Annotated in this window: 17 protein-coding genes, 1 tRNA gene and 1 pseudogene; 2 read left to right on the top strand and 17 right to left on the bottom strand. The window is 39.4% G+C overall.

Going from position 1 to position 25,734, the window contains the following annotated elements:
• Positions 1–25: 25 nt before the first annotated feature.
• The 15 genes and pseudogenes from AC4CUZ_RS04755 to AC4CUZ_RS04685 form a co-directional block, all read right to left on the bottom strand.
• Positions 26–3,292, bottom strand: coding sequence for a type I restriction endonuclease subunit R (locus AC4CUZ_RS04755; RefSeq protein ID WP_490747335.1), 3,267 nt, complete (start codon positions 3,290–3,292; stop codon positions 26–28).
• Positions 3,289–4,647 (bottom strand): restriction endonuclease subunit S, encoded by a 1,359-nt coding sequence (locus tag AC4CUZ_RS04750; RefSeq protein ID WP_490747334.1) that lies wholly within the window; start codon positions 4,645–4,647, stop codon positions 3,289–3,291. The genes AC4CUZ_RS04755 and AC4CUZ_RS04750 overlap by 4 nt, the downstream gene beginning before the upstream one ends.
• Positions 4,647–6,992: a type I restriction-modification system subunit M gene (locus AC4CUZ_RS04745; protein WP_490747333.1), complete on the bottom strand. Its 2,346-nt coding sequence runs from the start codon at positions 6,990–6,992 to the stop codon at positions 4,647–4,649. The genes AC4CUZ_RS04750 and AC4CUZ_RS04745 overlap by 1 nt, the downstream gene beginning before the upstream one ends.
• A gap of 151 nt (positions 6,993–7,143) precedes the next feature.
• A complete protein-coding gene (locus AC4CUZ_RS04740; protein ID WP_490747332.1) occupies positions 7,144–8,319 on the bottom strand; it encodes a Fic family protein in 1,176 nt (391 codons plus the stop codon).
• A gap of 438 nt (positions 8,320–8,757) precedes the next feature.
• Entirely contained in the window at positions 8,758–9,450 is a 693-nt protein-coding gene (locus AC4CUZ_RS04735; protein WP_490747331.1) for a hypothetical protein, read from the bottom strand.
• Positions 9,451–9,462: 12 nt separating this feature from the next.
• Entirely contained in the window at positions 9,463–11,523 is a 2,061-nt protein-coding gene (locus AC4CUZ_RS04730) for a hypothetical protein (RefSeq protein ID WP_428870617.1), read from the bottom strand.
• Positions 11,514–13,022, bottom strand: a complete 1,509-nt coding sequence (locus tag AC4CUZ_RS04725) for a hypothetical protein (protein WP_227556774.1) — start codon at positions 13,020–13,022, stop codon at positions 11,514–11,516. The genes AC4CUZ_RS04730 and AC4CUZ_RS04725 overlap by 10 nt, the downstream gene beginning before the upstream one ends.
• 369 nt (positions 13,023–13,391) lie before the next feature.
• On the bottom strand, positions 13,392–13,622 hold the full coding sequence (locus AC4CUZ_RS04720) for a helix-turn-helix transcriptional regulator (RefSeq protein WP_317112808.1): 231 nt from the start codon (positions 13,620–13,622) through the stop codon (positions 13,392–13,394).
• Positions 13,623–13,701: 79 nt separating this feature from the next.
• Positions 13,702–14,583 carry a recombination directionality factor gene (locus tag AC4CUZ_RS04715; RefSeq protein ID WP_490747330.1) on the bottom strand — a complete coding sequence of 294 codons (882 nt, stop codon included), beginning with the start codon at positions 14,581–14,583 and terminating at the stop codon, positions 13,702–13,704.
• Between the two features lie 225 nt (positions 14,584–14,808).
• A complete protein-coding gene (locus AC4CUZ_RS04710) occupies positions 14,809–15,855 on the bottom strand; it encodes a YqaJ viral recombinase family nuclease (RefSeq protein ID WP_317112806.1) in 1,047 nt (348 codons plus the stop codon).
• A gap of 142 nt (positions 15,856–15,997) precedes the next feature.
• Positions 15,998–17,053 (bottom strand): DUF932 domain-containing protein, encoded by a 1,056-nt coding sequence (locus tag AC4CUZ_RS04705; RefSeq protein ID WP_348959028.1) that lies wholly within the window; start codon positions 17,051–17,053, stop codon positions 15,998–16,000.
• A gap of 22 nt (positions 17,054–17,075) precedes the next feature.
• The gene (locus tag AC4CUZ_RS04700; protein ID WP_005400084.1) at positions 17,076–17,354 is read right to left on the bottom strand and encodes a hypothetical protein; all 279 of its coding nucleotides are present in this window, start codon (positions 17,352–17,354) and stop codon (positions 17,076–17,078) included.
• Between the two features lie 118 nt (positions 17,355–17,472).
• Positions 17,473–18,339 (bottom strand): YagK/YfjJ domain-containing protein, encoded by an 867-nt coding sequence (locus AC4CUZ_RS04695; RefSeq protein ID WP_490747329.1) that lies wholly within the window; start codon positions 18,337–18,339, stop codon positions 17,473–17,475.
• 308 nt (positions 18,340–18,647) lie between these two features.
• Positions 18,648–21,413: a hypothetical protein gene (locus tag AC4CUZ_RS04690; RefSeq protein ID WP_490747328.1), complete on the bottom strand. Its 2,766-nt coding sequence runs from the start codon at positions 21,411–21,413 to the stop codon at positions 18,648–18,650.
• Positions 21,414–21,816: 403 nt separating this feature from the next.
• Positions 21,817–22,144, bottom strand: a pseudogene (locus AC4CUZ_RS04685) (tyrosine-type recombinase/integrase); the annotation flags it as partial.
• A gap of 511 nt (positions 22,145–22,655) precedes the next feature.
• On the opposite strand from AC4CUZ_RS04685, the gene AC4CUZ_RS04680 reads away from it, so the two are divergent.
• Together AC4CUZ_RS04680 and AC4CUZ_RS04675 are read left to right on the top strand one after the other, a co-directional pair.
• Positions 22,656–22,883, top strand: a complete 228-nt coding sequence (locus tag AC4CUZ_RS04680) for a hypothetical protein (protein WP_004691623.1) — start codon at positions 22,656–22,658, stop codon at positions 22,881–22,883.
• Positions 22,884–23,060: 177 nt separating this feature from the next.
• Positions 23,061–23,136 (top strand) — tRNA-Thr (locus tag AC4CUZ_RS04675).
• Positions 23,137–23,202: 66 nt separating this feature from the next.
• Here AC4CUZ_RS04675 and AC4CUZ_RS04670 read toward each other — a convergent pair.
• Both AC4CUZ_RS04670 and AC4CUZ_RS04665 read right to left on the bottom strand, forming a co-directional pair.
• Complete coding sequence (locus tag AC4CUZ_RS04670; protein WP_438330929.1) at positions 23,203–24,033, bottom strand: SAM-dependent methyltransferase; 831 nt, start codon at positions 24,031–24,033, stop codon at positions 23,203–23,205.
• A 3-nt stretch (positions 24,034–24,036) separates the two neighbouring features.
• Positions 24,037–25,335 (bottom strand): FAD-dependent oxidoreductase, encoded by a 1,299-nt coding sequence (locus AC4CUZ_RS04665; RefSeq protein ID WP_279734547.1) that lies wholly within the window; start codon positions 25,333–25,335, stop codon positions 24,037–24,039.
• Between the last annotated feature and the right edge of the window lie 399 nt (positions 25,336–25,734).

The following is a 25,734-nucleotide window of genomic DNA, read 5'->3' as shown; positions in this document are numbered from 1 at the left end:
TTTAAGTACCGCATTCTCTAATTACCTAACGTAGTGGCATCTGCTCACGATTCGCCAACATATCAAAAATCAAATGACCAAAAATATGTGCCTTAGATGGATCTGAAAGCAATTGCATCATTTGCTCTCTATGCGCTTCATGACTGCCTAGAATGGCATCATCAATAGCACGAGGGAAATCACCTAGCATCGCTTGCTCACGTGTATTATTGGCAATCTGTGACATCACCCCATTATTTTCATATACCTTGTCTGCAATAGTATTGGCATAATTGATCATGTCTTGATCGGTTAGCTTATCTGTCACAAAGACTTCATTTAAACGATGAATAATGCTTGATAAAAAATCTTCCTTTTTGTCTTTTGCGGTCGCACTCCCCACATCATTACTTGGCTCTAACTGATGTTCAGTGCTATTGGCTTGTAACTCAATATCAATCTGACGCAGTTTAGACAACCGATAGTGACTCATCTCGATATTACTTAAATCAATTTCATCATCTAAGATGATATTTTCACGTAGCATCGGTCTCAGGTTACGCGCAAACAGACTTAGCTTCTCCAGCTCCTTATCATCATAATCCACGATTTGTGACATGAACTCATAAAAGCGAGTGAAAGTGCCTAAATCCTTTTTAAAGATTTCCAGTTCATCTTTGGCTTTTTTGGCTTCAGCAAAATCCCTTTCTGCATTACCAATCAAGACAGCATCACCCGTTTGTTTACAGCGTTCCAGCATGTCTTTGGTTTTACTATATGCAGCAATCGCCGTGTTATAACGCTGTTGCCAACGTTCAATCGCAGGCTTGCAGATATTGGCCAGTACTGCATTGGATTTATTACGACTAAAGAATGCCGTGGCAAATTGCTCAACTTCCGACCACAAAAAGATGCCATTGCTTTTGAGTTTGTTAAATAGCTCAAAGACTTTATCGGGATCGGTCACATCTGCCAGTTCAGCGGTTTGATAATAGGGCTGGAAGGATTCTAAAATTTCATCCGGTTCATTAAAGAAATCCAGCACAAAAGTGCCTGACTCGGCTTTACCCGGATAGGTCCGGTTTAAACGCGACAAGGTTTGTACGCACTCTACCCCGCCAAGTTTTTTATCCACGTACATGGCACACAGTTTCGGTTGATCAAAGCCAGTCTGGAACTTGTTGGCGACTAACATCACCTGATAGTCATCACTGTCAAATGCCTTACGCATTTCACGCCCTTTTAAATTCGGGTTCATGTTGTGTTCAGTAAATTTCTGCCCGACCAAGGCACTGCTGTTGGGATCTAAATCATTAAACTCAACCTCACCCGAGAATGCCACCATCGCTTGAATCGACTGATAACCTTGTTCGGTGACATATTTATCAAAGGCCAGTTTATAGCGCACGGCTTCTTTACGTGAGCTGGTTACCACCATAGCTTTGGCTTGACCGCCCAATAGGCCCATCACATTCTTTTTAAAATGTTCAATGATCACTTTTACTTTTTGTGAAATATTGTGGTCATGCAAACGTACCCATTGATTGACCTTCACCTTGGCTTTTTTAGCATCCACCTCATGGTCTTTGCTTGCCAGCTTTTGCGTCAGTTTATACACCACTTTATAGTTGGTGTAGTTCTTCAGGACATCTAAAATAAAGCCTTCTTCAATCGCTTGGCGCATGGAATAGATATGATAGGCTTCAGGTTTATTCTCTACTGACGGTGGCAATAAAGGATTTGGGCAACGTCCAAACAATTCTAGGGTTTTGGCTTTAGGTGTTGCGGTAAAGGCGTAATAACTGACGTTTGGATTGGCACGACGCGCTGCCAAAGTTGCATCTAAAATATCTTCTGAAGACAGCATGACATCTTCATCACTGCTGTCCGTCATCAAGACTTCTTTGAGTTGTCGCGCCGTTGAACCGCTTTGTGATGAATGTGCTTCGTCGGCAATGACTGCGTAACGTCTTTCTTTTAATGCGGTGCTATTTTCAATGGCTTTGAGTACAAAGGGGAACGTCTGAATGGTGACAATAATAATCGGTTGAGATTTTTCCAGTGACATTGCCAGTTTCTCCGACTTGGAGCCATCACCTTCTTTATTATTAATGCGTCCGACCACGCCATCGGCATGTTCAAACTGATAAATCGTATCTTGTAGCTGCGCATCCAAAATGGTGCGATCTGTCACCACAATCACAGAATCAAACTGTTTATTGCCATGTTCATCGTACAAAGTGGAAAGCTGATGTGCTGTCCATGCAATCGAATTAGATTTACCTGAACCGGCGCTGTGCTGGATCAGGTATTTATGCCCTGTGCCATTCTCTTTGGCATCTTGAACCAGTTTGGTCACCACATTCCACTGATGGTAACGTGGAAAGATCAGACTTTCTTTTTTGTATTTACGCCCTTCAGCATCTTCTTTGTCTTCAATATTCAAATGAACAAAACGTCCTAGAATATTCAGCAAATTGTCAGGCGTTAAAACTTCATTCCACAAATAATCGGTGGCATAGCGGCTCTGGTCTTCAGGCACATCATTGCCTGCACCACCGTCATGCGTACCTTTGTTAAAGGGCAAGAAAAAGGTGCTATCTCCTGCCAAGTGTGTGGTCATATAGACTTCATACTGACTTACGGCAAAATGTACCAGTGCCCCACGTTTAAAGGTCAGTAAGGGTTCAGGCTTGTTGGTATCAGGGTCTTTCGGCAAGCGCGTTTTTTTATATTGGGTAATGGCGTTTTGCACAGTTTGCTTAAATTCAGATTTAAGCTCCAATGTAGAAACAGGTAAACCATTAATAAACAGGACCAGATCAATGCGCCATTTTTTGGCTTGCACACCGGTACTTTCTAATTCTGCTTTTGTGGCATATGGGCTATACACCAACTCAGGCACCACACGGCAAATGTTCTGTTTGTAACGTGCCAAGGTCTCGGCATTGAGATGATGCTCAGGTTTAAACTGGCAGAGTTTAAAACGAGCATTACGGATTTTTAGCCCATGACGTAACACGCCCAGGGTGCCGTAACTACGTGAAGCTTGATCGGTGGCATTGATGTCGGCTTTTTTTAGTTGCGCCACCAAAGCATCAATAAATTTTTGTTCTGAGTCGACAGGATAGTTCTGGCAAAACTTTTTCCATTCTTCAGGCTGCGTCGTTTGTACAAAGTTTAGAACGTCTGCGCTATACAATGCATTTTCACGGTCGTAGTGTTTGGCTGTACCCAATACCCAACCGTTGGCTTGCATGTGCTGAATCATGTCGTTTTGGAAGATATTTTCCCGAGTAGCATCTAAACTCATGCGCTCAACTCCGTTTTAGCCTCATTGTTATTCTTGGGATTTTGCCAATTTCTTACGTCGATTTTGCCAGTCACGGCTGCTGAGATTAAGGCGGTTCGGCGTTCTTGCATGAGTTGAATTGCTGATTGCGCCTTATTCATCAAGTATTCATTTTTTATCAAGTATTGATTTAAGTATTTTGTGATAGCTATCTGTTCTGACAAAGGCGGTAAAGCAAATTCAAAATTATTCAAAAATTCTGATGGTACTCGTTTTAGTCCGCCTGCTCCTGTCATTGCACCTGTTCCCAATTCCATAAATTGGTCTTCTTGCAAACGATAGTATAAGAATTGAGTATTAACCTTATGATTCGTTCTCAACACATAAATTTCAGAAGAACCAAAACCAATTCCATTCTTTAAATCACTTGCAACGACCATATTTTTGTTCTCAAAACATGGTGTTACCTTAGCTAAAAGTAAATCACCATTTTTGAAATATGTATATCCGCCAATAACTTCAGAAATAGGTTTTTCTTCATCCTTAATTAGACTACCTAGTTTTAATTTCTCCATTGGGACGAAAGTACACAGTCGATTATCATTGCTTGATACTTCACTTTTCTTCGGTGTTAGTTCCGCAACATATTTAATTTTGGTTGTGTCCCAATGCTCCGGCACTTCCCCTAACCATTCCACACCTGAATCTTTCATTGCCACATCAGGATTTAAACCTTTGGTTACGGCATGGCTAATCACCGCTTGACGTTTTTCTTTAAGCAGTTCAATCAGCTTTTCTTGTTTGACAATTAAGCTGTCAATTTTTGCGGTTTCATAGTCGAGAAATTTAAAAATTTGATTTTGCTCAGACTTAGGAGGTAATACCAATTCGATACGTTGAAACTCCTCTGGATCTAAATCCCATTGATTTACACGAATCCCTTTTGATTGTCTTAAATACTGTGCGATATAACGAGGATTTCTCAATAAATAATGCACATACTTCGGAAGAGCCCTCTTGAATAGGCTTCTTAATGGCTGATAAACAAAATAAGCTGGACTAACGATACCTTCATATTCAGATATAGCAATTGAGCCTTGCCATGCTTTCATCTTATTCATTACCAAGTCATTTGGATTAACTAATTGATACTGACCTAAATCATCCGAAGGCTTATTGTTATTATCATCACGGCTTGATTTTGGAATTACACCGTAGTCTCTATAAACAGATAAAAGCTCCTGATCAGGAAACCCTGTTCTTTTAAGTCGTATAAATAATCTACCAACAGGAACAATCTCCCAATGGCTAGGGATGTTACCTAACCAATCAACACCTGAATTTTTATATTCAGCATATTTCTGGTACTTCGCCATTAAGAATGCACCTCTTGCAAAAGTGCCATAATTTCACGGCTGACCGCATCTAGATCCGCATCAATCTCGGCCAGGTCACGTGGCGGTTCATACACATAAAAATGACGGTTAAACGGAATCTCATAACCCACAATACCAATCTCGCCATCTTTATCATCACGCTTATCTGCATTCATCCACGCGTCCGGCACATGCGGCTGAACTTCGCGTTTAAAGTAAGACTCGATTAAATCGGTGGTATCTACGTTTGGATTAAGCGCAATATTTTCTGCATCACGCAAATCACCATCCTGTACAAACTCAACCACTTTACCTTTATAGCTAAACTGACCATAAAGCGGGTTTTCAGCACCTTTTACCACTTTACCAATCACGGGTTCCGCTTCAGGGTTTTTCCACGTAATCGCATCAAGGAATTGTTTTTTCTCTTTATTGTCTAGTTTTAAGCCGAGCTTAATATCAATCGCTTTAAAGGCTTGCTTTAAGGTTTCATCAAAACGATTAAAGTCATCAGATTGCGCTATGCCAATGTAGTCTTGTAAGGCTTGAGCCTTGTGCATCAGTTCTTTCTGCAATAGCCAGATTTTGCTATCCAGTACATCTTTAATGTCTTTTTCTTTCAGCTCGGGATATTCAGCTTTAATCAAGGCACGTACTTCAAGCGCAACCTCGGATAAATTGCCATAGCTTTGGTCTGTAGGTGCATCTGTCCATGTCTTACCAAACTGCGCATAAATGCTTTGCATTACCGCATTAAATGGCTTCGGTGCAAAACGTAAAGAAGCAATCGCCTCATCGGTAATCTGTGCCGATAAACGCAATGGACGTTCAATGGTCACGCGGCGATAACCGAATTCATAGCTGTTAAAAATTTTACTGGCAAAGGTTTTGGCAGACTCACTTTTAGGATTAGCAGACTGGCGACCACGATTAGACTTAACTTCTGCTGGTTTATCCAGTGTGCGTGCGTCCATCACTTCAAAGTCACCAAAGCTGCGGATAATGGTCTTGATATCGTCTTCGCTCATCTCATTACGTTTAGAGCCGAGAGACTTACGCATCTTGCTGTATAGATGACTGCCATCAATCAGCTGTACTTTTCCTTTACGCTCGGCATCTTTCTTGTTACTGAGTACCCAGATATAGGTGGCAATACCAGTGTTATAGAACATGTCATTTGGTAAAGCGATAATCGCTTCAAGCAAATCAGCTTCTAGAATATAACGGCGGATTTCACTTTCACCGCTGCCGGCACTACCGGTAAAGAGGGGCGAACCGTTCAGGATAATCCCGATACGACTACCTTGATCATTGGCTTGATCACGATTACGCATTTTGCTAATCAGGTGCATCAGGAATAGTAAGGAACCATCCGATACACGTGGCAAGCCTGCACCAAAACGGCCTTCAAAGCCTTTGACCTGATGTTCATCTTTAATATCTTGTTCAATCTTTTTCCAGTCCACACCAAAAGGTGGATTGGACAGCATGTAGTCAAATTTGTCGTGTGAGAGTTGGTCATTAGATAAAGTATTGCCGAGTTTGATTCGGCTGACATCCTGACCTTTAATCAGCATGTCTGCTTTACAGATAGCATAAGACTCAGGATTTAGCTCCTGACCAAAAGCACGCATCACCGCATTCGGGTTGAGTTCTAATACATATTCCATCCCTGAGGATAAAAAGCCGCCCGTCCCCGCCGTTGGATCGTATATGGTACGAATGATGCCTTCTTTACTTAAGGCTTCATCATCCTCCATAAATACGAGAGAGGTGGTTAAGCGCACAATGTCACGCGGGGTAAAGTGCTCCCCTGCGGTTTCGTTCGAACCTTCGGCAAAACGACGGATCAACTCTTCAAACACTAAACCCATTTCATGGTTAGAAACGGCTTCAGGACTGAGATCAGTCGTGGCGAACATCTTTACGACTTTATAGAGTAAGTTGGCATCATCGAGTAAACCGACAAATTCATCGAATTTAAAATGCTCAAAAATCTCACGTGCATCTTTAGAAAAACTTTGCACATAAGTTTTTAAATTGGCTTTAATATCGGTTTGACCCATCTTGCCTAAATCCATAGGCGATGTATTAAAGAATGCCAATTCATTGGTGACACGTAATAAGAACTTTTCTTGTGCTTCTTCAGGCAGGTTCAACAGCTGAATTCTTTCATGCTCTGCCACAACAGCTGCTTTACTTTCCGCAAGGACACACTCTAGGCGACGCAACAAAGTGAACGGTAAAATGACACGTCCATATTGCGATTGTTTAAAGTCGCCCCGAAGTAAATCTGCAACCGACCAAATGAAGGCTGCAACTTGAGAAAAGTTATTATTTGACATACCAGCAATTTCCAAAGCGTGAAAGCTATAGCATTTTTAAATTAGTTTGATTGTGCCTGAAAAAAGCATAGATTTTCTAGAGATAAAAAAAATAACGTCAGTACATGTCGTGCTGACGTTATTGATCGTTTATTCATTATGCCCTTTAGAGCTATTGAAATAAATAAGGAAATAAAACCTCAACAGCATGTGGTGATAAGCGAACTTGTAAAGGTCGTTTAGGTGGAGCAAAGATCAGGTGATCTTTCGCCATTTCAGTGATGATATCCCTTAGTTTCCGTTCACTCACTTGCAACTTATCTTGTAACTCTTTACGCGTATGTGGGCCATTGTATAAAAGCGTTTTATAAATATCTTTCGCTTCTAATGGTAGTTTTTTTAATGGCTTGCCTTTACTGTCAAACAAACCACCATTAAAGCGCAATTGGAAATAAACATTGATTCTTTCTTCCAGCTTATAAGGCTCTAAAAGACTGGTGAAGTAAGTCATTTGATCAATTGCGACATCCACAAAATATTCAGTAAAACTTACTAAACCCGCATCAGATAGGATTCCACGACCATCTTCTCCACCTTGTCGTGGTCTATCAGCAATCGATAGGTAACGATAGTACTGCTCACTCGAACGAGCAAAACCCCGAGACATTGACCATAATCCATAACTTTTCAAACCAATGGCTCGCATAAAGCAATCAGTAAATAAACGGGTTACTCGTCCATTCCCATCTAAAAATGGATGAATCCAAGCAAGGCGATGATGCGATGCGGCCATAGCGTAGTACTTACTTAAGCCATGCAAATATTCAATTTTATAAGCACTCGCAAACCAACTCATGTAGGCAGGCACTAAATCTGGTTTTGGGGGTCTGTGCTGTCCTACAACAACATCCGTAGCCCTATATTCGCCTGGCTCAATTTCATAAAACTTAGCGTTATCGCTGGATGAAACTAAAAGCTCATCAGGTGTACATTCAGCATAGAAAGCTTTATGAATTGCTTTTATAAAATCTTGCTTCGCAACATCCTCACGAGGATTATTCTCAAAATTAAGTTTTACTTGAACTTCAATATGGCGCTTAATTTCCAAAAGCCCTTTCGATTTATGTTCGATTGAATCATCTACCAATGCAATCAATTCACTTGGCTTAGTCGGGTTACCTTCGATTTTATTACTGTAATATGAGTTCACTACTCGAAGTAAGCCTTCTACCGACTCACGAATAGTGACAGGCACAGTAGCATCCAACTGCGCATCTAAACGAGCTATTTCTAATAATTTCTCTTCAAGCTCAGGTGAGTACACACGTGCTATAGGGGTAATATCCACTTTAACGACCTCCACAAACAACTAGCATTAGTATAGGGTATTTGTGCCGAAATAAAAAAAATATAAACTCATATATATCAAAAATATAAATAATTTTAATAAAAATATTTGCCGCTATTTTTGCAGCTATAAAAAATAATTGAGATGGGCTCTATATTACAAATAAAAGGATATCAATGGACTACATGCACTTTATTTACTTTTTATAGTTTCCTACTCGGAGTAGCATAAATTACGATTTAGATCAATTCGATCATCAATCGTCTGGTTGATTACTTGGATATGCTTGTTTAACTGTTCAATACCTTTATTAATAACCTCTTAGCAAGGGCTAACTGTTGCTTAATAATTGAAAGCTCACAAGGGCATAAAAATAAAAAAGAGCCTACTCAATAGGCTCTTTAATTAATTTAAAGATTAAATCCAAAACAATCTTTTTTAAATATCACTAAGAGTTTTTGGTTTTTCTGACGAACTTGTTGGGACTTTAAATTCGATACCCGCTTTTTTAAACAGTTTCGGGTATTCCACCAAAGCCATACTTGAGTTTTTAGCAATACCTGTGATATCACCAACCATACCTTTAGCATCAACTAAAGACATTCCTGTATTAGTTAGGCTGCTTGGATTTGCAATTAAACTGGTGCTCACCTTTTTAGCTCCTACAGCTAATTCGCGAGCAGTTAGGCTTGCTATGGCAAAATTAGTTGCAGAATTCAATAAATGTTTTTTCTGCTCAGCATTCAGTGCCGAAAGTTTAGCTACAGTTGCTTCCTCATCTTTTTGTGAAGCTTCTAAAACACTGTCTGATAATGCAACAATCTGTTTTTGAATTGCTTCTTTTTCTTTCAAGTCAGAGGTCGTTTTCAAGCTTTTCTGTTTTGCTTTTAATTCATCTGAATCCTGCTTACTTGCAAGCAATGAAGCTAAAGCCGTACGACTCTGAATAAACATTGCATTTGTTGCTTTAGCCTGCGTGAAAAAACCATTGAGGTCCATATTTGAAGAAGATACGCCAGTTACAGATTCAGATAATGATGACGAAAGATTACTCAACGATCCAAAACCCGCATAGACACCTGATGCACTTATTGAAGCAGCTGCTGCTAAAACAATCGCAATTTTTTTCATACCCTGTTACCCCTATTGTGAAGAATCGGCTTTTTGCACGATTTGATTTAAAATTTTTGGTAAAGCCTCAAACATCTGAATGTTATACATTTCATGACGATGCTGATAATCAATACCCTTCAATCCAATTTCTTGTTGCAAACCATAAGCCCCTATTTTTTCAGCCTTTTGGTTAAATCTGCGCGCCCCACTAGCCATAACTAATGTGGCATCACAATTACTTTTGTCTGCATTACATCGAATACTGTCTTGTTTCACTTCAAGCTTAAGCACTGGCTGTAAACATTCATCTGTTGGAATATGAAAGTTAACTTTCATATCTTTTTTAAACCCTGCATTTTCAGTCATCGCAATCACTGAGTCTTTTAATAAAGTCTGTCCTTTAAAGCCTGAACCTGTCGCATAGAATGGTCGTTTTGATTGACTGGTAAAAGCGTGATAAATCAATGGACCAAAACCATAAAATGGAATTTCACCAACTTGCTCAGTATGCAGTCCTAAACATAAGACACGAGATTGTTTTGAATCTCCCACTGGGGCAGAGCTATCAAGCAAAACGCTGTCCCCTGAACGCACAGGTAAACGATCAATGCTGTTCACTGGAAAATCTAATTGCGCATTAACTTTCGTGCCTTGGCGCTCTAAAACAGTCGCTTCCCATGTAGGAATTAAAATATTACGCCCTGCTGCTTTATCTGAATGATAAACATGGACTTTCATTCCTGTACTTAAGCGCTCTCCAGCATCATCAATAACGATGTTCTGACCACTTGAACCAGAGACTTTTAAATCAGAACGAGTAAATTGAATCCCTTTTTGAAATTGTTGGCCTAATTTCAAAAGTGCATTTTTCAATACAACTTCTTTACGAGCCTCGAGAGAAAATCCCATTCCATCTGAAATCACATCTTTGATATCATCGGTCGCATGCGCGGAGTAAATTACCCGGCCAGAACGATCAATCATTTCAGCAAAGACTTCACTATGAAAAACCTGTTGCTGAGTTATTTTTCCAATTTGTTGCTGATAAGCAATTACAGGGATGACATTTATTCGAATGAAAAATTCAGGTAATTCACGTTGGTTAATGTCTTCACTTTGCGCTAATCCAGTTTGCTCGCTAATACTTTGTGCCATCGCACTATAACGCCGATTGACTGGTGTTAAAGTAAATGAGGCTTGCTCACCCACTGCATCAGAAAAAATTTGTTCGATTAAATCTTTCGATTCGCCTTGATAAGTCAGCACATCGACCACCAAAGCTTTGGGCTTATTCATAGCCTGTCGTGTATTGTTTGAAACTTTACTAAAGTGCTTACTACTGCTCTGCATCAACACTGGTACAGCCACAGCATAATCACTGTCTGCATGCACTACACGAATCAAATCACCATCTGCTGAACTGAGCTCATCTTGTGCAGCAATCCCTTGCTTAAAGCCTTTATCTAAAACCAGATAAGATTTCCACTGATCAATCACTTGAGTTTCTGTTTCAGAAACTTTAAGTTTTGATTTTAATTCTTGAGTCACTTGTTGCGTTAGCATCAACAAAGTACTTTGAAATTTCTGCTTAATTGCTGTTTTGGTTACGCTGGAATCAATCTCTGTAGCAAGTACCTGAATAGGTTGTGACAAGGTCTTACTGTCACTATATATAACCTCTCCAGATAACACATTGGTGAGTTTGAGACTTAAGGTCACTGGAAGAAAAATCTCGGCGGTCGAATCCTTTTTCACAATGTATTCACTTGCGCGTAAAACTTCTAGTGATGCAATATAAGTGCGGTTTTTCGTTTTTTGTGAAATAGTATCGACTATCTGCTCATTAAAACCTTGCTTTAAACTTTGTACAAAAAGTTGCTCAACTTGTTTACGAATGCTTTCATTGTCAATCGCTTGACTGAAGTCACATACAATTGAAGACCCATTCGCTTCGTATTTGCTAGGATCATTACGACAAGGTTGCTCTAGCCCAAAAATTCCTTTCGATGGGTAGATTTGAATATTCGCGTTTGCCCATGCCGAAACAAGCATCGGCATAGCTAAACATAAAGCTTTTAACTTTATTTGCATTGTGTACCACCAATACAAAGCGTAATCGTATTGCCAGCTTGTAAACGCTCAGCACTTGATAGAGTTGGATTTACTTTACGTAGTGCTTTAGCCAATTCTGCACTAACAGGTTTCTCACTCTTATAAGTCATGGTCATTTCGACCAATTTTCCATCCTGAGTGCGAATATCGATATTTTCTGCACCATCCATTTCATCTAAGGCAATGTATAAATCATCCCCTAAACGAGAAGAAACATTGCCAGAAACACTTTTCACAAAAATGGTAATTTCTTTACCATACATAGTGCGATTTTTTGCATAACCCAGAATCTGTGGCCCTACTTGGCTAACGGCCAATTCGCCAAGTTTCTTAGCAACATTCGTACGACAAGAATCTGTAGTCGCACCTGTCGAAGATTCTGTACGGGTTTCACCACCCATCAAAGTTGAATCATCGACTGAATAAATTTTGAAACTAACGGCACCATCACAGACAAATTGCCCAGTAGCACTCGAACGACCACGATCATAAATATAAGAGCTACCCGCCATAAACCAATCGGCTTTTTCTTTTCGTGCAGCGATTACGAGTTTATTCAGCTCTGTATCACTCATCAGTTGCTGAATCGACATACTCCGACCATTCAAATACTGACTTCTAAAACGGTCAGAATCGAGCAACCGCAAATCATAACGTGAAGCAGAACTCGCAATTGAATTTAAGGTTTGATTATCACGCTCAGCTTTAGTACTTGGAGTCTGATATTCCACATATTTCACAAAGCTTTGGATATCATTTTGTCGTTCGGATTGACTGTATTTAGCTGATTCACTAGCGTTGTAGCTACTTGAAGAAGCTGATTTACCTGAATTATTATGGCTTGCTGAACGAGCGGAAACACCAACACCCGCCCCATAGTAATTATCATAAGCATAACCAGATGCAGCAGCTGAACGTCCTTTTGAAGAATAAGAATCTGAAGCACTGGCTTTGGCACTTTCGCTAGCTTTGTAACTCGCATCTTCATCATAGCTATAACTACGATCAGAAAAATATGATGTGAACTCTTTAACAGGTTTTGAGTTATCTTTTGGTACCCCAAAATATTCATCCATTACAATCATAATTGGACTCGTTCGGCTACTTTTCTTCGCCAGCCCTAAATCATTGAGAATTGAACGAAATTCTTGATCATCCATTTCTAGACTAACTTGGGTAACTAGCTCATTGTTACTATTGGTATTGCTGCCTCGGTTTAACACGTAGCTGCTATCGATTTGTTTTACAATATCATCTAAATATTGATTCGCTTCGTTCATGGCTTGAGGGCCATTAATACGTTTAATCAGAGTAATCACAGCATCTTTTTTTGCATTATTAAATGCTTGATTTCGTGTACTGTTTAAATCTTTTTTAATAACAGGTGCAACCCCTTCCCCATTCACTTTAATGATTTCAGCATTACTCATTTGAACAACGCCCAAACACAATAGTGTCAATAAAGCCTTTTTCATCATTTCCCTCTTCATTAAAGTTTCTAGTTACATCTATAATTTCTTTATTAGATTTTAAAGTGATCTTTTATTCACACATAAAACATACAGATAATAAACAAAATTTAACATTAACTCCATCACACAATTTTACTTTTTTATTGATTTTTCACAAAAAAATTATTCATAAGAAATCTAATAGAACATATTAATGACCTAACGTTTAAGCTAGATACAATGCAAAATGGCTTACACTGATCAAATCATATTTTCGTGGGGCTCGACCTAACAAACTATTTAATAAGAAAAAAGGAGTAACTACATTCAGAATAGCTACTCCTCTCAATATCAAGTTTAATAACAAATCCAACTTTTAGCAGAATTCCACGCTTTTTATTCACGACTCTCTAACTTATCTTCAATCCATTGGTGCACTTCCCAAGCTGACCAGCCGATACGGGATTCACTTAAACGTACAGGTCGAGGAAAAGTAGGATCATAGTATTTTGATTTCTTATTAATCATTTCATAGATCTTAGCTCGGCTAATACTCGTAAATTGGACAAGATCTTGAATGTTAATAATTTTATTCATTTGGAAAGTCTGGCCTGTGAATGTATTCATGATATGTACTCCTATCTCATGGTGACGAGCAACTCGCTCATGAGATACGGGATTCCTGTAAGGTTTTAACCAGCCCAACTCAGTTCAACGCCGTAACCGACCCTTGCAATCCCTGCTGGATATTAAACACTTTATCCTCATCTGTTGGCTGACCTTCCTCTCCTTGATAAAACTCCTCAACGACATTCATGCCATCCTCACTATCCACCTCAAACTGCGAATGCCCATAACCCTGTAAAGCTATCTGATCTAAAGCATGCTGATTAAATCCAGCCAACTTACTTTTCTGATCAATCTCCTTGGCTGTTTGAATCGCCTCTTGTAAATGAATCCCCTCACGTAGGGTTAAGTCCACGTAGTACACAGGGGTACGATAGCTTTGTGTCGTGGATTTGCCTCGAAGGGTCAATTGCAACGGCAGGCATGACAGCAAGCCGTTCGATGCTGCGTGGTAATAACTGAGCCGTGCCGCCAAAGTTCGGATACTGTTAAAGCCTGTGGTCCTAAATACAAAACTGCCAAACTCATCCGACTCATCCAAATTCACATAGAGACGACCATAGGGCTTGCATAAGCCCCCTTGTGCCAAAGCGCATAAATCAGGGGATGGACATGGATGTTGCTCTACGCCTTGATTGGTTAAGCGTTGACAGGTTTCACCATTGCCCATGCAAACAGGTCGCCCCGTCTGCCGATCAAATAAGCTGTATTCCGCACGTAAGTTCAGTTCGGGATCATTAAAGATCATCCGTACTGGAATGGTTCTGAGTTTTTGGCTAGGGGCTTTAACTCGAAGTTGCTCATCTAAAGGATGTTTCACCCAACCCTCCTTGTTCTGGATTTGGCTGGTGATGGTGAATTGGTCATCCTTTTCAGGTAGGCGCTTGCCGTTCTTTTCTACAATTTTTCCGATACTGATTCGTCCGAGTACCGGCGGTGTAATTACTAAACCTTTAATCATGGGGATATTCCTTCTATTCATTTTTATACTGATCAGCCGAATGTATTGAAGCACCTGCTCTTACGTCATTCTTTGATAGCGTCAAGCAAGACACATCAAGCAATGACTACAGGAGAATCTGTTGTGCATCGGTCAATCGATCTGGCAAAGCTGTCCAATGCCCTTTCTTCTTTGAAGGAGGGGCGAAGGGGCTGCTTTGCCGATTTTTTTATGCAGACGCTTAGATCAAGATTCAGCATCAGTAAAGATATTGAATCGACGACTGCCCTGCTTGTGCAGTGGATATTGCTGTATTAGCTCAGGTTGATGTTCGATCAATGTTTTGGTATTGAGACTGATCGTATCTTTCGCTTTTTTCCAGACCACCGAACCCCTGCTAAACACCGCACGTTCGTTGTCTTTCATTAGCATTTGGATTTGATGTTTCAGTTGATCAAAGTGTTCTTGCTGATCTTGAAGATCGGCCTTCATTTTGATGAGCTGATCAAACAACTGATTGGCATGTGGGTCATGACTTAAATCTTCAACACTAAGTGGCACATGTGCTGGATATAGTAGTTGCAATGCTTTGGCTGCGGATTCACTGGCATCGGCATCAGGTGGAATATCCTTTTCAACACAGTCCCAGAAATAGCGTTCTGCATTTACGATATGTTGAATCACCGATTCACTACGGGTGACTTTAAAGATACGTGTTTCATGTCCACAGATCAGTACACAAACATGCGCCGCCTTTTTTCCTGTGACTGCCAGTTGATGTTGTACCTGACATAGTACATACAGCGGGATGCCATCTCGCCAAAGTTTGGCACCATGTTCGCCTGCGGTTTTACATTCCAGAATTTGCACATCTGCATTACCCACCACTGAATAATCCAAATTAGCCAGCATGAAATGTTTGTCTGGATCTGGATGTTGGAGTACTGCATTGACACGACGCACTTTATACTGGGTGTGCATGCTGTAGTATTCCGCCACTAAGGGTTCAAGTCGTTTCCCCCAATATAAAGGGGCATGGCCTTCAGTTTGTTCATCCATGTTGTGCTGGATACGACCTGTTTTGATCATCCAGAGTTCCAGCATCGACATATATGGGTTGAGACCACAGGCTGCGGCACAATCACTACTGCCGATCCCTTTGCGTCGAACTTCTAACCATTCTGCATGCGTCAGGTTTTTGGTATCGACAAATCGTTTGGCTGTAAACAATTTGGGCCGAGGAATATGGATACTCGGTATTGCATTGTTCGGGTTAATCACCGCTGAATTCATAGTAATGTCCTCTATCTGTAAAATTTTGCGCATAAAAAAAGCTGTGTCCGTAGACACAGCTTTGAATGAATGGGTTAAGGTCTTTGAAATATGAAAATAAGGATGCTTAGGCTAATAAATTAACTCATCTCATTGATTAAACTTAAGCAATCATCGCGAGGGCTTGTTCTAATCCTCTTTGCTTAAGTCCAGCACCTGCACCGAACCATGCAGAATCCAAACGATGATCCTGACTCATGGCTCTGCGTTCGTGGTCGGCAAATTCCGTTATAGAGCAAAGCAAGCCATAGGCGGTATCTTTGACCGAACTCAGTTCAGCCCCACGCCCCTGTCCATTAAACATAGTCATCACCTTCGACATGGCTCGGCCATTCGGTTCTGTCTTGTTATCGGCTTTGGTTGCTGGGTTATTGCTTTGAGCCTGCATCGCCACATTACGGTAGAACTGGATAATGCCATCCTCCTGTTCAGGCACACTCAGACTGGTATTGTTAAATACTGCATCGAAATAAGCTGCTGCTTCGGTCTGTGTGACTTTACGTTGACTAAGTTGTTTCATCTCATACATGTGATCTTCCCATGCACGGACTGAAATACCCAATTGCTGCTTAATCTTCTCAGCATCGAACTTGGTGCTGTGCGGGACTTTCACCACGCCTGCACTAGAATTTTGACCCTTTAAGGCAATGGCTAAGGTGTTATTACACACCACACGAATAGAGGTGAATTGTGCCGTGGTTGCCAGTGTACCGTCGCAAGCGGTTGCCAGTAAGATATAGCCATTGCTGACATCTTTACCTTTTAAAGCCGATGTTTGCCCCGTTTTGGCTAAAGCCCAGAATTTCTTACCACCTTTCAGCACGCCTGCGGTTTCTAGCTCAAATCCTGATTGTTCAGTCAAATCACGATAAAACTCTAAGATCTGTTTCGGTTGCACTTCCTGATAGCGTTGACTGACCACAGATAAAGGGGCATGCGTGTCGGAACGATACAGCACCCGCTGTTCCTCATACGGCATGATGATGCTTTGCCCACGTTCATTCTGTGCCATATAACTCACATCGGAAGATTCAATCCGCCAATCCATGCCTGCCTGCTCTGCCCAGACTTCAATCGGTTGATGAGGACTGAGTTGATTCCCAAGGCCATGCCAAGGGGTTTCGCCCACATAGGCGATCTGTTCAATTTGATGTGCCATTGTTCATTTCTCCTCTGTGAACTTATTGGAAGTTTTGGTTACAGTGGTGGCAGTGGTAATAACACATCGGAATGTGCTGTTTAGGTGAATCGAATAAGCTACTGAATACCCCACCGATCACAGCACCTGCAATTCCACCAAGCAATGGAGATAGCGGTAAAGGTAGGGTTTTAGAAATCGATGCGCCAATCGTGGCAAAGGAGGCTGATGCTGCAACGCCTGTTCCAGCCGAGCCATTTACCTGTTGATTCATCACTTGAACGATTTGATCAGAAAAACAGTAAGGACAATGTTTACTCATAAGATATACCTCTAAAATGAAAAAAGGCTTACCGTATGGCAAGCCTTAGATTTTGAATGTCGGGGGAAATAAACATTCACAGTTCATGTTAATGATGTATATCTATGATTTTTTGGGATCAACGGTCTGCCGCTCTAGGCTTTAACTCCCCTTTACTAAATTGCCCCTTTACCTTCACAGATGCTCTCAAGTATTGATTGTCTTTTTCAGGATCAGCCAGATAGCTGATGGCGAGCCAAGCATTCTCGACCTCTTTTAAATTCCGCCTTTCGATCATTCCTATACCTAGTTGATCTAGGTCCTTGTAATATTTTTTATGGCTGACTTGATTGCAGTTATAAAACTGTCCACACCCTCCTGTAATTTTATCTTTCCACAATTCACCAATGCACTGCGCTAAGTACGAATCTCGATTACGCAAAGAACCGTTATAGATCACCAGCAGATGACAATGATACCCTTTACTCTTCCCTCCCTGCTCTAAGCGATAGGCATAACCCACCTGATCTCTAAAGATAGTGTCCTTGTCCTGAATACGCCGTACCAATTTATTCACATCACGTTTAAATTGTTTTATATCTGGCTGAGCATTGAATCGATATGAAAGATCAACCCTGACCAGCAATAACTTGCGATGGTTTTGTACAAGATTATTAAAATACTCTTTCAAGCGATTGCGGTTGCGACGGTTATTACTGCTGAATTTATCAAGAAAGGATTCATGCTCTTCAATAAGCTCATTCTGAAAACAACTGAATGCTCTGCTGTTTTTAAAGACTTCTAGATTTTCGAAAGATGCATGCTCTGGCAATAATTCAAAGTAGGCTTGAACCAAAGGACAGTATTCACATTTTGGATCGTAGACCGCTTCAGCTGATCTTTTTAGTTCGTCATAGTCCGCTTTAAAGTAAATCCAGCGGTATGTTCTTTTAGTCGCCTTAAGCATAAAGTTTTCAATTTCAAGTAAGGTTTGTGCTTCGTTCATGAGTATATTTCCTATGGTTGATTAAACTCATAGGAATCACTGCTCAGTATTTTTTACACATGGACTGAAATATTGAACTCAATAAAAAACCTTCATCATTTGGGGATGATGAAGGTTCATGAAGAAGATTAAGTAATTAATAAATAATAATATTAAATATATATCCTAGCCCAATAAACTCAAAACACACTCACTCGACATCTCATAAAATTAAAAACGCTGCTTCTATAGCAAACTGTCGAAATTCTACAATTTCTCCTATTTTTATAGAAAAGATTGAAGCGGAAGTTACGCACAAAGTACTCAGTCTATTTAACTATCGGCTTAGCGATAGCTCTAACTCTGGCTTTAGATCGCGCGATTACAGCTTTTCTTATGAACTTATTCCCTACATCTGGTTTTGATATATCAGCTTGTTCTACTTTAATTTCTGGGGCCACACTAGGTATCGGCTCCAAAAGTTTTTTATCTTGCTCTAAGGCAAGCATATTGCTTGAATTTTCATAACTACCAGAAGTATCAACGGACTCACCTTCCGTACAGTATTGTTCATTCGATTTTGGAGTTTCAAATGCACTTGTTTCAACATTGTACAAAGTTGATATTTGAATATCACTCTTATGACCCGCAGCTTCGCCTGCGGTAGGCTTAGAGCCCCCCTCTTTTTTATCTTTTGCTTCCTGACTTTTTCGTTTTCGCCCCATAATTAAACAATCTTTCCTTGGTAACAAGTTACGATCTTCATCGTCAACTAAAATTAAAGGACCATAGGCATAAAATTTAGAGATACTCTCCATTAATAATTGTTTGTTTTTTCTTTGATTTGGGAAAACTTCTACATACTCTTCATTTAATGGACCTTCCATTCGCAACACATCTACCGATCTCGCTGACAATTGCTCCCCCCTAAAACATTCAAATGCATTAGTCATATTGTTGGTTTTTTTCTGCTTCTGAACATAGGTTTGAATTTGTTCACTCTTTCTAAAGACGTACTCAACCCAATATTCAGCCACTTCTTTTTTTAGAGTATTCGGCTCAATTTCTTTTTTTTCATCGTACTCAAAAATAAGCGTTGCATCGATATAAGGGGCATGACAATAAGGAACATAGATTCCGACATGATCAACTAAGCGTATCCCTGCTGTGTGGCGGCGTTTCAAATTATCAATGTAGTCTTGGAACATTGCATTAAATGTTTTAGCTTTATCTAATTGCCCTACCGCTCCACACGTAAATATAAATCTCAAAACAATTACACCTTTTTGAAGGACTTGCTCAAGATAGTTTTTTATTGATACCTGATGCTTTTTAGCTTTCTTAAATGCCACTTTTTCATCTTTTGCTACAACCCGAAGGATGCTGTTTTGATAATTATGTAGCTTATTTTTAATCGTTTGAATGGAATCGATTCTGACTAGCTGCGGAAAGTCATTGTTAATTTCTTTTAAGAACCGCACCGCTTCCGAGCGTAAGTTCCTAGATTGAAAACTCTTACTAGAAGAATAATTCCCTAGCATGTGGTTTGCATTTTTGAAACAACTCATCTCTAAAATTAAAATGAATTGTCGAAATAAAACTGTCAGTTTCAAAAAGGAAGGCTTTGCATTAAAGCCTTTCTGTATCATTTCTGTCTCAAAAGCATTCACACGTCTTAAAAACATCAGTTGAGTTAAAAATTTTTCAATTCGAATCAAATCTTCCAATAAGTACTCATCGCATTCCAGAATCGATGCTTGCTGACGATACAAAAACTCAATTACTTCTATTCGCTCTATGGCTTGAGGAGTCAAATCCCTTAAATAAAAATATTTGTCTAAATTATCCGTATTTCCATCATCTAACAGATCGCTCAAGAATACTTTATTCTCAACCAGCTGCTGAAACAAAGATCTGTGAACTTTTTGAGACTTTGGTTCAATATAAATTTTTTCTTTAAAATATCTGAAATGATTAAAGAAAATAGAATAATAATTTTCATACTCTTCAAGAAAAGTTCCTTTATCAACATCCAACAAAAAAACACTCGATAAAAAATATCTCAGGAATTTTTCTCGAAAATCAATTTTTTGTTTTTCGCCTTTTAATTCTCCAATGAAATGATCTAAAGGATAGATCTTCTTGATCATTTGCCCTCGATCAATCACTTTTATATGTTCAGCCTTTCGTGTACCTGCAAACGTGTATGTTCTTTTTAAATAATGTTCCACCAGTTTTTCTGGGGAATCATAATTTTTTTTCTTATAAATAACCAAATATGATAAAGCAAATGTGTTGTAGCTCACCACATGCGCATGGTTAATAACTAATAAGACGCCATCATCCCCACTAAACTCTCTATCCATATAACGAGCAAATTCAGCTACAAACTTAGACGAAAAAAACCGTACATCAGGATCACTTAGATCATTCAAACTACTAGGTAAATTAACATCAAATACACTCACCCCAAATTTTACTTTTTGATCTAACAAATTGTTGTAGCTGGAAAGCAGTCTTTCATAATTTGCATTTTGTTCTACAATTCTTTCGTTAATCAAGTCAGACTTTTGTCCTTCTTCATCACTTAAGACTAGAGATGAATCAACGAAGTTTTTATAACGATCTAGAAAATCAAAAAACTTTGTGGCATCAAATTTTTCCAAACTCCACATTTTTAGCTCAGTACGGTCCCAATCTTTCATTTCTTCCGAACTATGCAGAAATTTTTTATAACGATAAATTTTTGAATCCCAATAGTAATACTTATGAAAATTATCAAATGCACTAGCCATTTCATCAGATGAACTGAGCCCAAGCACCTTAAAGAAATCGATGATCTCTTTAGTTTTATCGACTTCTTTTTTTATTACAGAATCCTCGTAATCTTCACGTGTATATGCAGAACCATTTTCAATTTTTGTCAGCACGTTATGGATCTGTTCTAACGCAACAATGGTCTCATTATAAATAGGCTGTTCAGTATAAATTTCACTCCCCACGGCTTTCGGCCTTTTATTCGAAAACTTAGCTTTCAAATAAGTGAAGCACTCTTTATAGAAAGCTTCAGTCTGCCCCATCCATTGCTTATTCATTATTTTTGCCCACCTACAGCCACTGAAGTACTACATTTATCTTAAATTATTCGATTTTATTAATATTATGCATGAAATACAATAAAATAAGGCCTTAAAGAAATTTGCTATTCATTTCTATCCCTTAAAAAAAATTTATTAAATACTAATTTATTTAACATTATATACTATTTTTTATAACTCTATCTCTCACTCTAAATTCCTTCAATACATCATCCAATGTTGTTGAATACCCATTTTTAGTAAACAGCATCAGTAGCCTAAATAGGCTTTTTTTACTCTTTAAACCTTGGTTGAAATAGTAGTTGTATAGTCACTTACAATAGGAAACCCTCAAATTTTCAGCATAAAAAAAGACGTGCTAGGCACGTCTATAAAATTAATTGGAAAAATGAAATGAAAATTAACCCACTTCATCCATCCAACTTCTTGCCTGCTCCCCATACCACTCCATAATTTTTACCCGCTCATCCCAGTACTGCGCTCTGTTATAAGCGGAACGAATTCTGTTTTGAGGAACATGAGCAAGTTGGCGTTCAATAGCATCAGGATTAAACAGATTTGATTCATTCATGACTGTACTGAATAGCAATCTAAAACCGTGTGTTGTCATTCGACCTGCATAGCCTGAACGCTTAATGACTGCCAAAATGGATTCACTATGCATCAGCTATTTACTCTTTATTGTTTAGACAATGTGGGAAAAGCTCTTCCTGACTATGGGTAAACCTTTAAGCTCAAAATCATAACTTAATAGTGCCGAGATAAGCTTAGATGGTTAGTATATAATCATTTGATTGTCTGTGAAGTCCATGCAGGACCACCATCGCTCTTCTGGGGGTATAAATGGGGGTATTTTTCTAATTTATTAAAAAATAATATTTTATATTCATTATCTTAAATTAAAAATACGAATCCCTCTTTCGCCAAAATTTTAAAGACCTTAATCGAAAGATTAAGGTCTTTTTTTATGCTGAACATTCTTATTTTGACTTGGCACAAAGTCTGCTTCATAAAAACGACTCTTCACCCAATAGGATAATTCGCACCACAAAGTGAAATATTTATTCAAAAATAAACGCTTGAACATGATTCAAACTTGAGCTAAAACAATTTCTAAGGGAGGTTAAAATAAATCATCAATGATCATCTAGATGCAATGTTTATGAAGCACAATTCATTTGCGGTATATAACTAGCGAAACACAAAATTGACCAATAAAACTGCTATTCGGGAGTCAGAATGAATAACAGCACCAATTATGTCAAACAAATTAAAAACGCTAAACGAGGCGGTTATACCCCAACCCTTGCAAAGGATGTCAACAAACATAAAATTCAAAAAGCAATTCGTCTGATTGAACAATGGAGAACGCTGGCCAATGAACTCAAACCTCAAATGCAACTCGACATGGCTTTTACGTTGGAAGAATGTGCCCAAGACCTCGATCAAATTTTAAGGAGCAAATAAGTTCCATGTTTTCACTTAACCCTATTTAAAAACAGTTTCATCACAGCCCCCGAATTTTATTCTTAGCTTTCACCCACCCTTTGGTGGGTGAAGTTTGCACAAACAACCATGTGCATTTCAATCGCTCACTTTTTGGCTTGCGTTTTCAAGAAAATCCGCTATTATTCTCACCACGTTGCCGGCATAGCTCAGTTGGTAGAGCAACTGACTTGTAATCAGTAGGTCCACAGTTCGAATCCGTGTGCCGGCACCATTTTATACTTAGCCTCGCTTTTTAGTGAGGCTTTGTTGTTTCTGACCTTTGGTTTTTTATTTCACTTTAAATGTCTTTCATTGCCGTAATTTGAACATAGCGCACGATGCCTTGTTCAAATAATTTTTGGCAGAGTTTTGCCGTCATTTTAATTTTGAAATGATCCAAATTTTGAGCGGCCTGCTGGGCTAAATGTGCATGATAATAACGAGAAAACCCAGCCAAAACTGCATCTGATAAATCTTCAATAACAATCTGCTGATAGCCTTGTTCTTCTATCGAATGCTTCAAATTCGCTTCTAACTGAAGATGTTCCAAATGAACATCGGCTGCTTTTAACAGCATTTTCAATTGAAGTTTCTCAAAACGATTTAAATTCAAAAATGCATTACTCAACATTAGATAGTGAAAACCAATCCGCCCTTTTGAATTTAAAACAGAATGGGTTGATCTCAAAAATGAATTTAAATCACTGTGATAAGCGGCATCAAGGCACAACACCACATCAAAAGGTGCTGAAAATAGCTTTGAATTTAAATTTAAAAATGACGTTTGAATGATGTGTATCTTTGAATTTAACGTGTGTTGTATGCGCTGGACACATTCGGCTTGTAACTCAACCGCACAAAGTTGCTGAACATGGTAATGCTGCTGCCACAGTAATAGACTCGCACCCTGTCCACAACCCAAGTCTAAAACACGGTCATTTGATTTTAGCTGTAATCGATCAGCAAGATGCGTTGCCAGTGTTTGGCAAGCCTCAGGATAGGAAGATTGGCTATTTTCCCAATAGCCAAGATTGCTCCAAGCCAATACAGCGTGATCTCCCAATTGTTTTGCATCAATTGCATATTTATGTTTGGGCAGATGTCGCTGTAAGGTTTGGAGCCATTTCATGCTTTAGTAGCCGAGTTGTGGGGCAACCTCAACTTTAGGTTTTAATCCAACAAACGGCAATGGTGCATCGAAAATTTCTGCAATATGCATTGCTGAAGTGACGGCAGACTCTAAAATAGGCAGACCATCGCACGACCATGAACCACAGAAGAAGACTTTTCGGTTGGCACTCTTATGGCGTTGTTGTAACTCTTTATTCAAAGCCACCGTTTGCGAGTCCACCACCGCACGGGTCAAAGTTACAGTTGAAATTACTTTTTTCGGGTCAATCTCGGTCACAGGCTGCCACGTTTGGAACACGGCATTTTTACCAACCAGACTCGGTTCGACTGAATTGAGCCAAACCGTGAACTGTTGACGGGTAAACTTACGGTCCATCATATAGCTCAGCACCGACCAGTCTTTACGCTTAGGCGGCATCACGGAAGGATCAGTATGGATCACCAGCTGACCTTGCTCAAAACGGAACTGCTTTAACAGCGCAATATCATCTGCAAATTGAACAGGATCTAAAAACTCTTCAATTTTTGTGGTTGGCGTTGCGACCACCACACGGTCAAACAATTGCTGTTCGCCCTTATTATTTTCAACCAAAACTTTGTCACCTTGTTCAGTGACTTTGCTAATAGCAGATCCGCTTTGGATATTGATGTTTTCAATCAATTTATCGACCAAGGCAGGTGTTCCCCCTTGTATACGCAATAAAGCATCGCCATCCGTCAACTGACGTAAAAAGATCAGCAGCGGTTTCGCTGGCCATTCGCCAATGGTTTTTGGATTGCAGGTACAGATGGTGTAGAGCACAGGCATGACTGCACCATGCCAAAACACTTCTTCAATGTCATGCTGGTTGATAAATTCAGCCAAGGTAATGTCTTGATCTTTAGATTTGAAGAATTTAGCAATCGCGGTTTTAAGCTGCAACATACCTTTAACCAAGCGCCATCCATACTGCTGTAGGCCTTTGCGGTTATTGATAATCGGGAAATTGCCAATGCGACTACGCGTAGTGGTTAGCCATGTTTCTGTACGGTCTTCAAACAGCCAACTACATGCCATGTAGGTGCGTACTGGATACGTTTTGATGCCTAAATAAGTCGCAAGACTTAAGGTGTTTTTCCATAAGTGTGGGTTCATGACACGTAACGGAGCATCAATCAGACCACCTTCAAACTCTGTACTGTGGCTATCCATCCCTCGCCCAGTCAGTGCTTCGAAAATAGTAATATTATGCCCAGCATCCTTTAGAATTCTTGCGGTAGCAAGACCGGCCATGCCGCTACCAATAACTGCAATATCCAAAATTATGATCCGTCAGTCTGACTTATATTGACTGAAATTATGACCCAATGTCGAAAAAATAGGGCTATTAAAAAATACCAGAATCACATTTTTTCATGTGCCGCACTGGTAGGACGACATTTGCTTAAATTACATTTCATTACACTAAAAAGCCACTTAAATAAACACAGGTTTTTTATGCATTTTATTTTAAATAAAAATATAAACCCTTTAAAAACAAAGTATATAAATTAACTATTTTTATAACATCTGTTTTACAAACCAGCGAAAAAGCGCTAATATGCGCCCCGCATAAAAAAGATAATTACATCACATAATAATTCATGACCAACTATGCAAAACAAGAAGACTACAGCGCCTAAAAAATCCCTACCCTTGACCGAGTAGGGATTTCTTCTT

The organism is Acinetobacter sp. 789_lipA, assembly GCF_058242845.1.
This window is presented reverse-complemented; position numbering and strand designations above follow the sequence as displayed.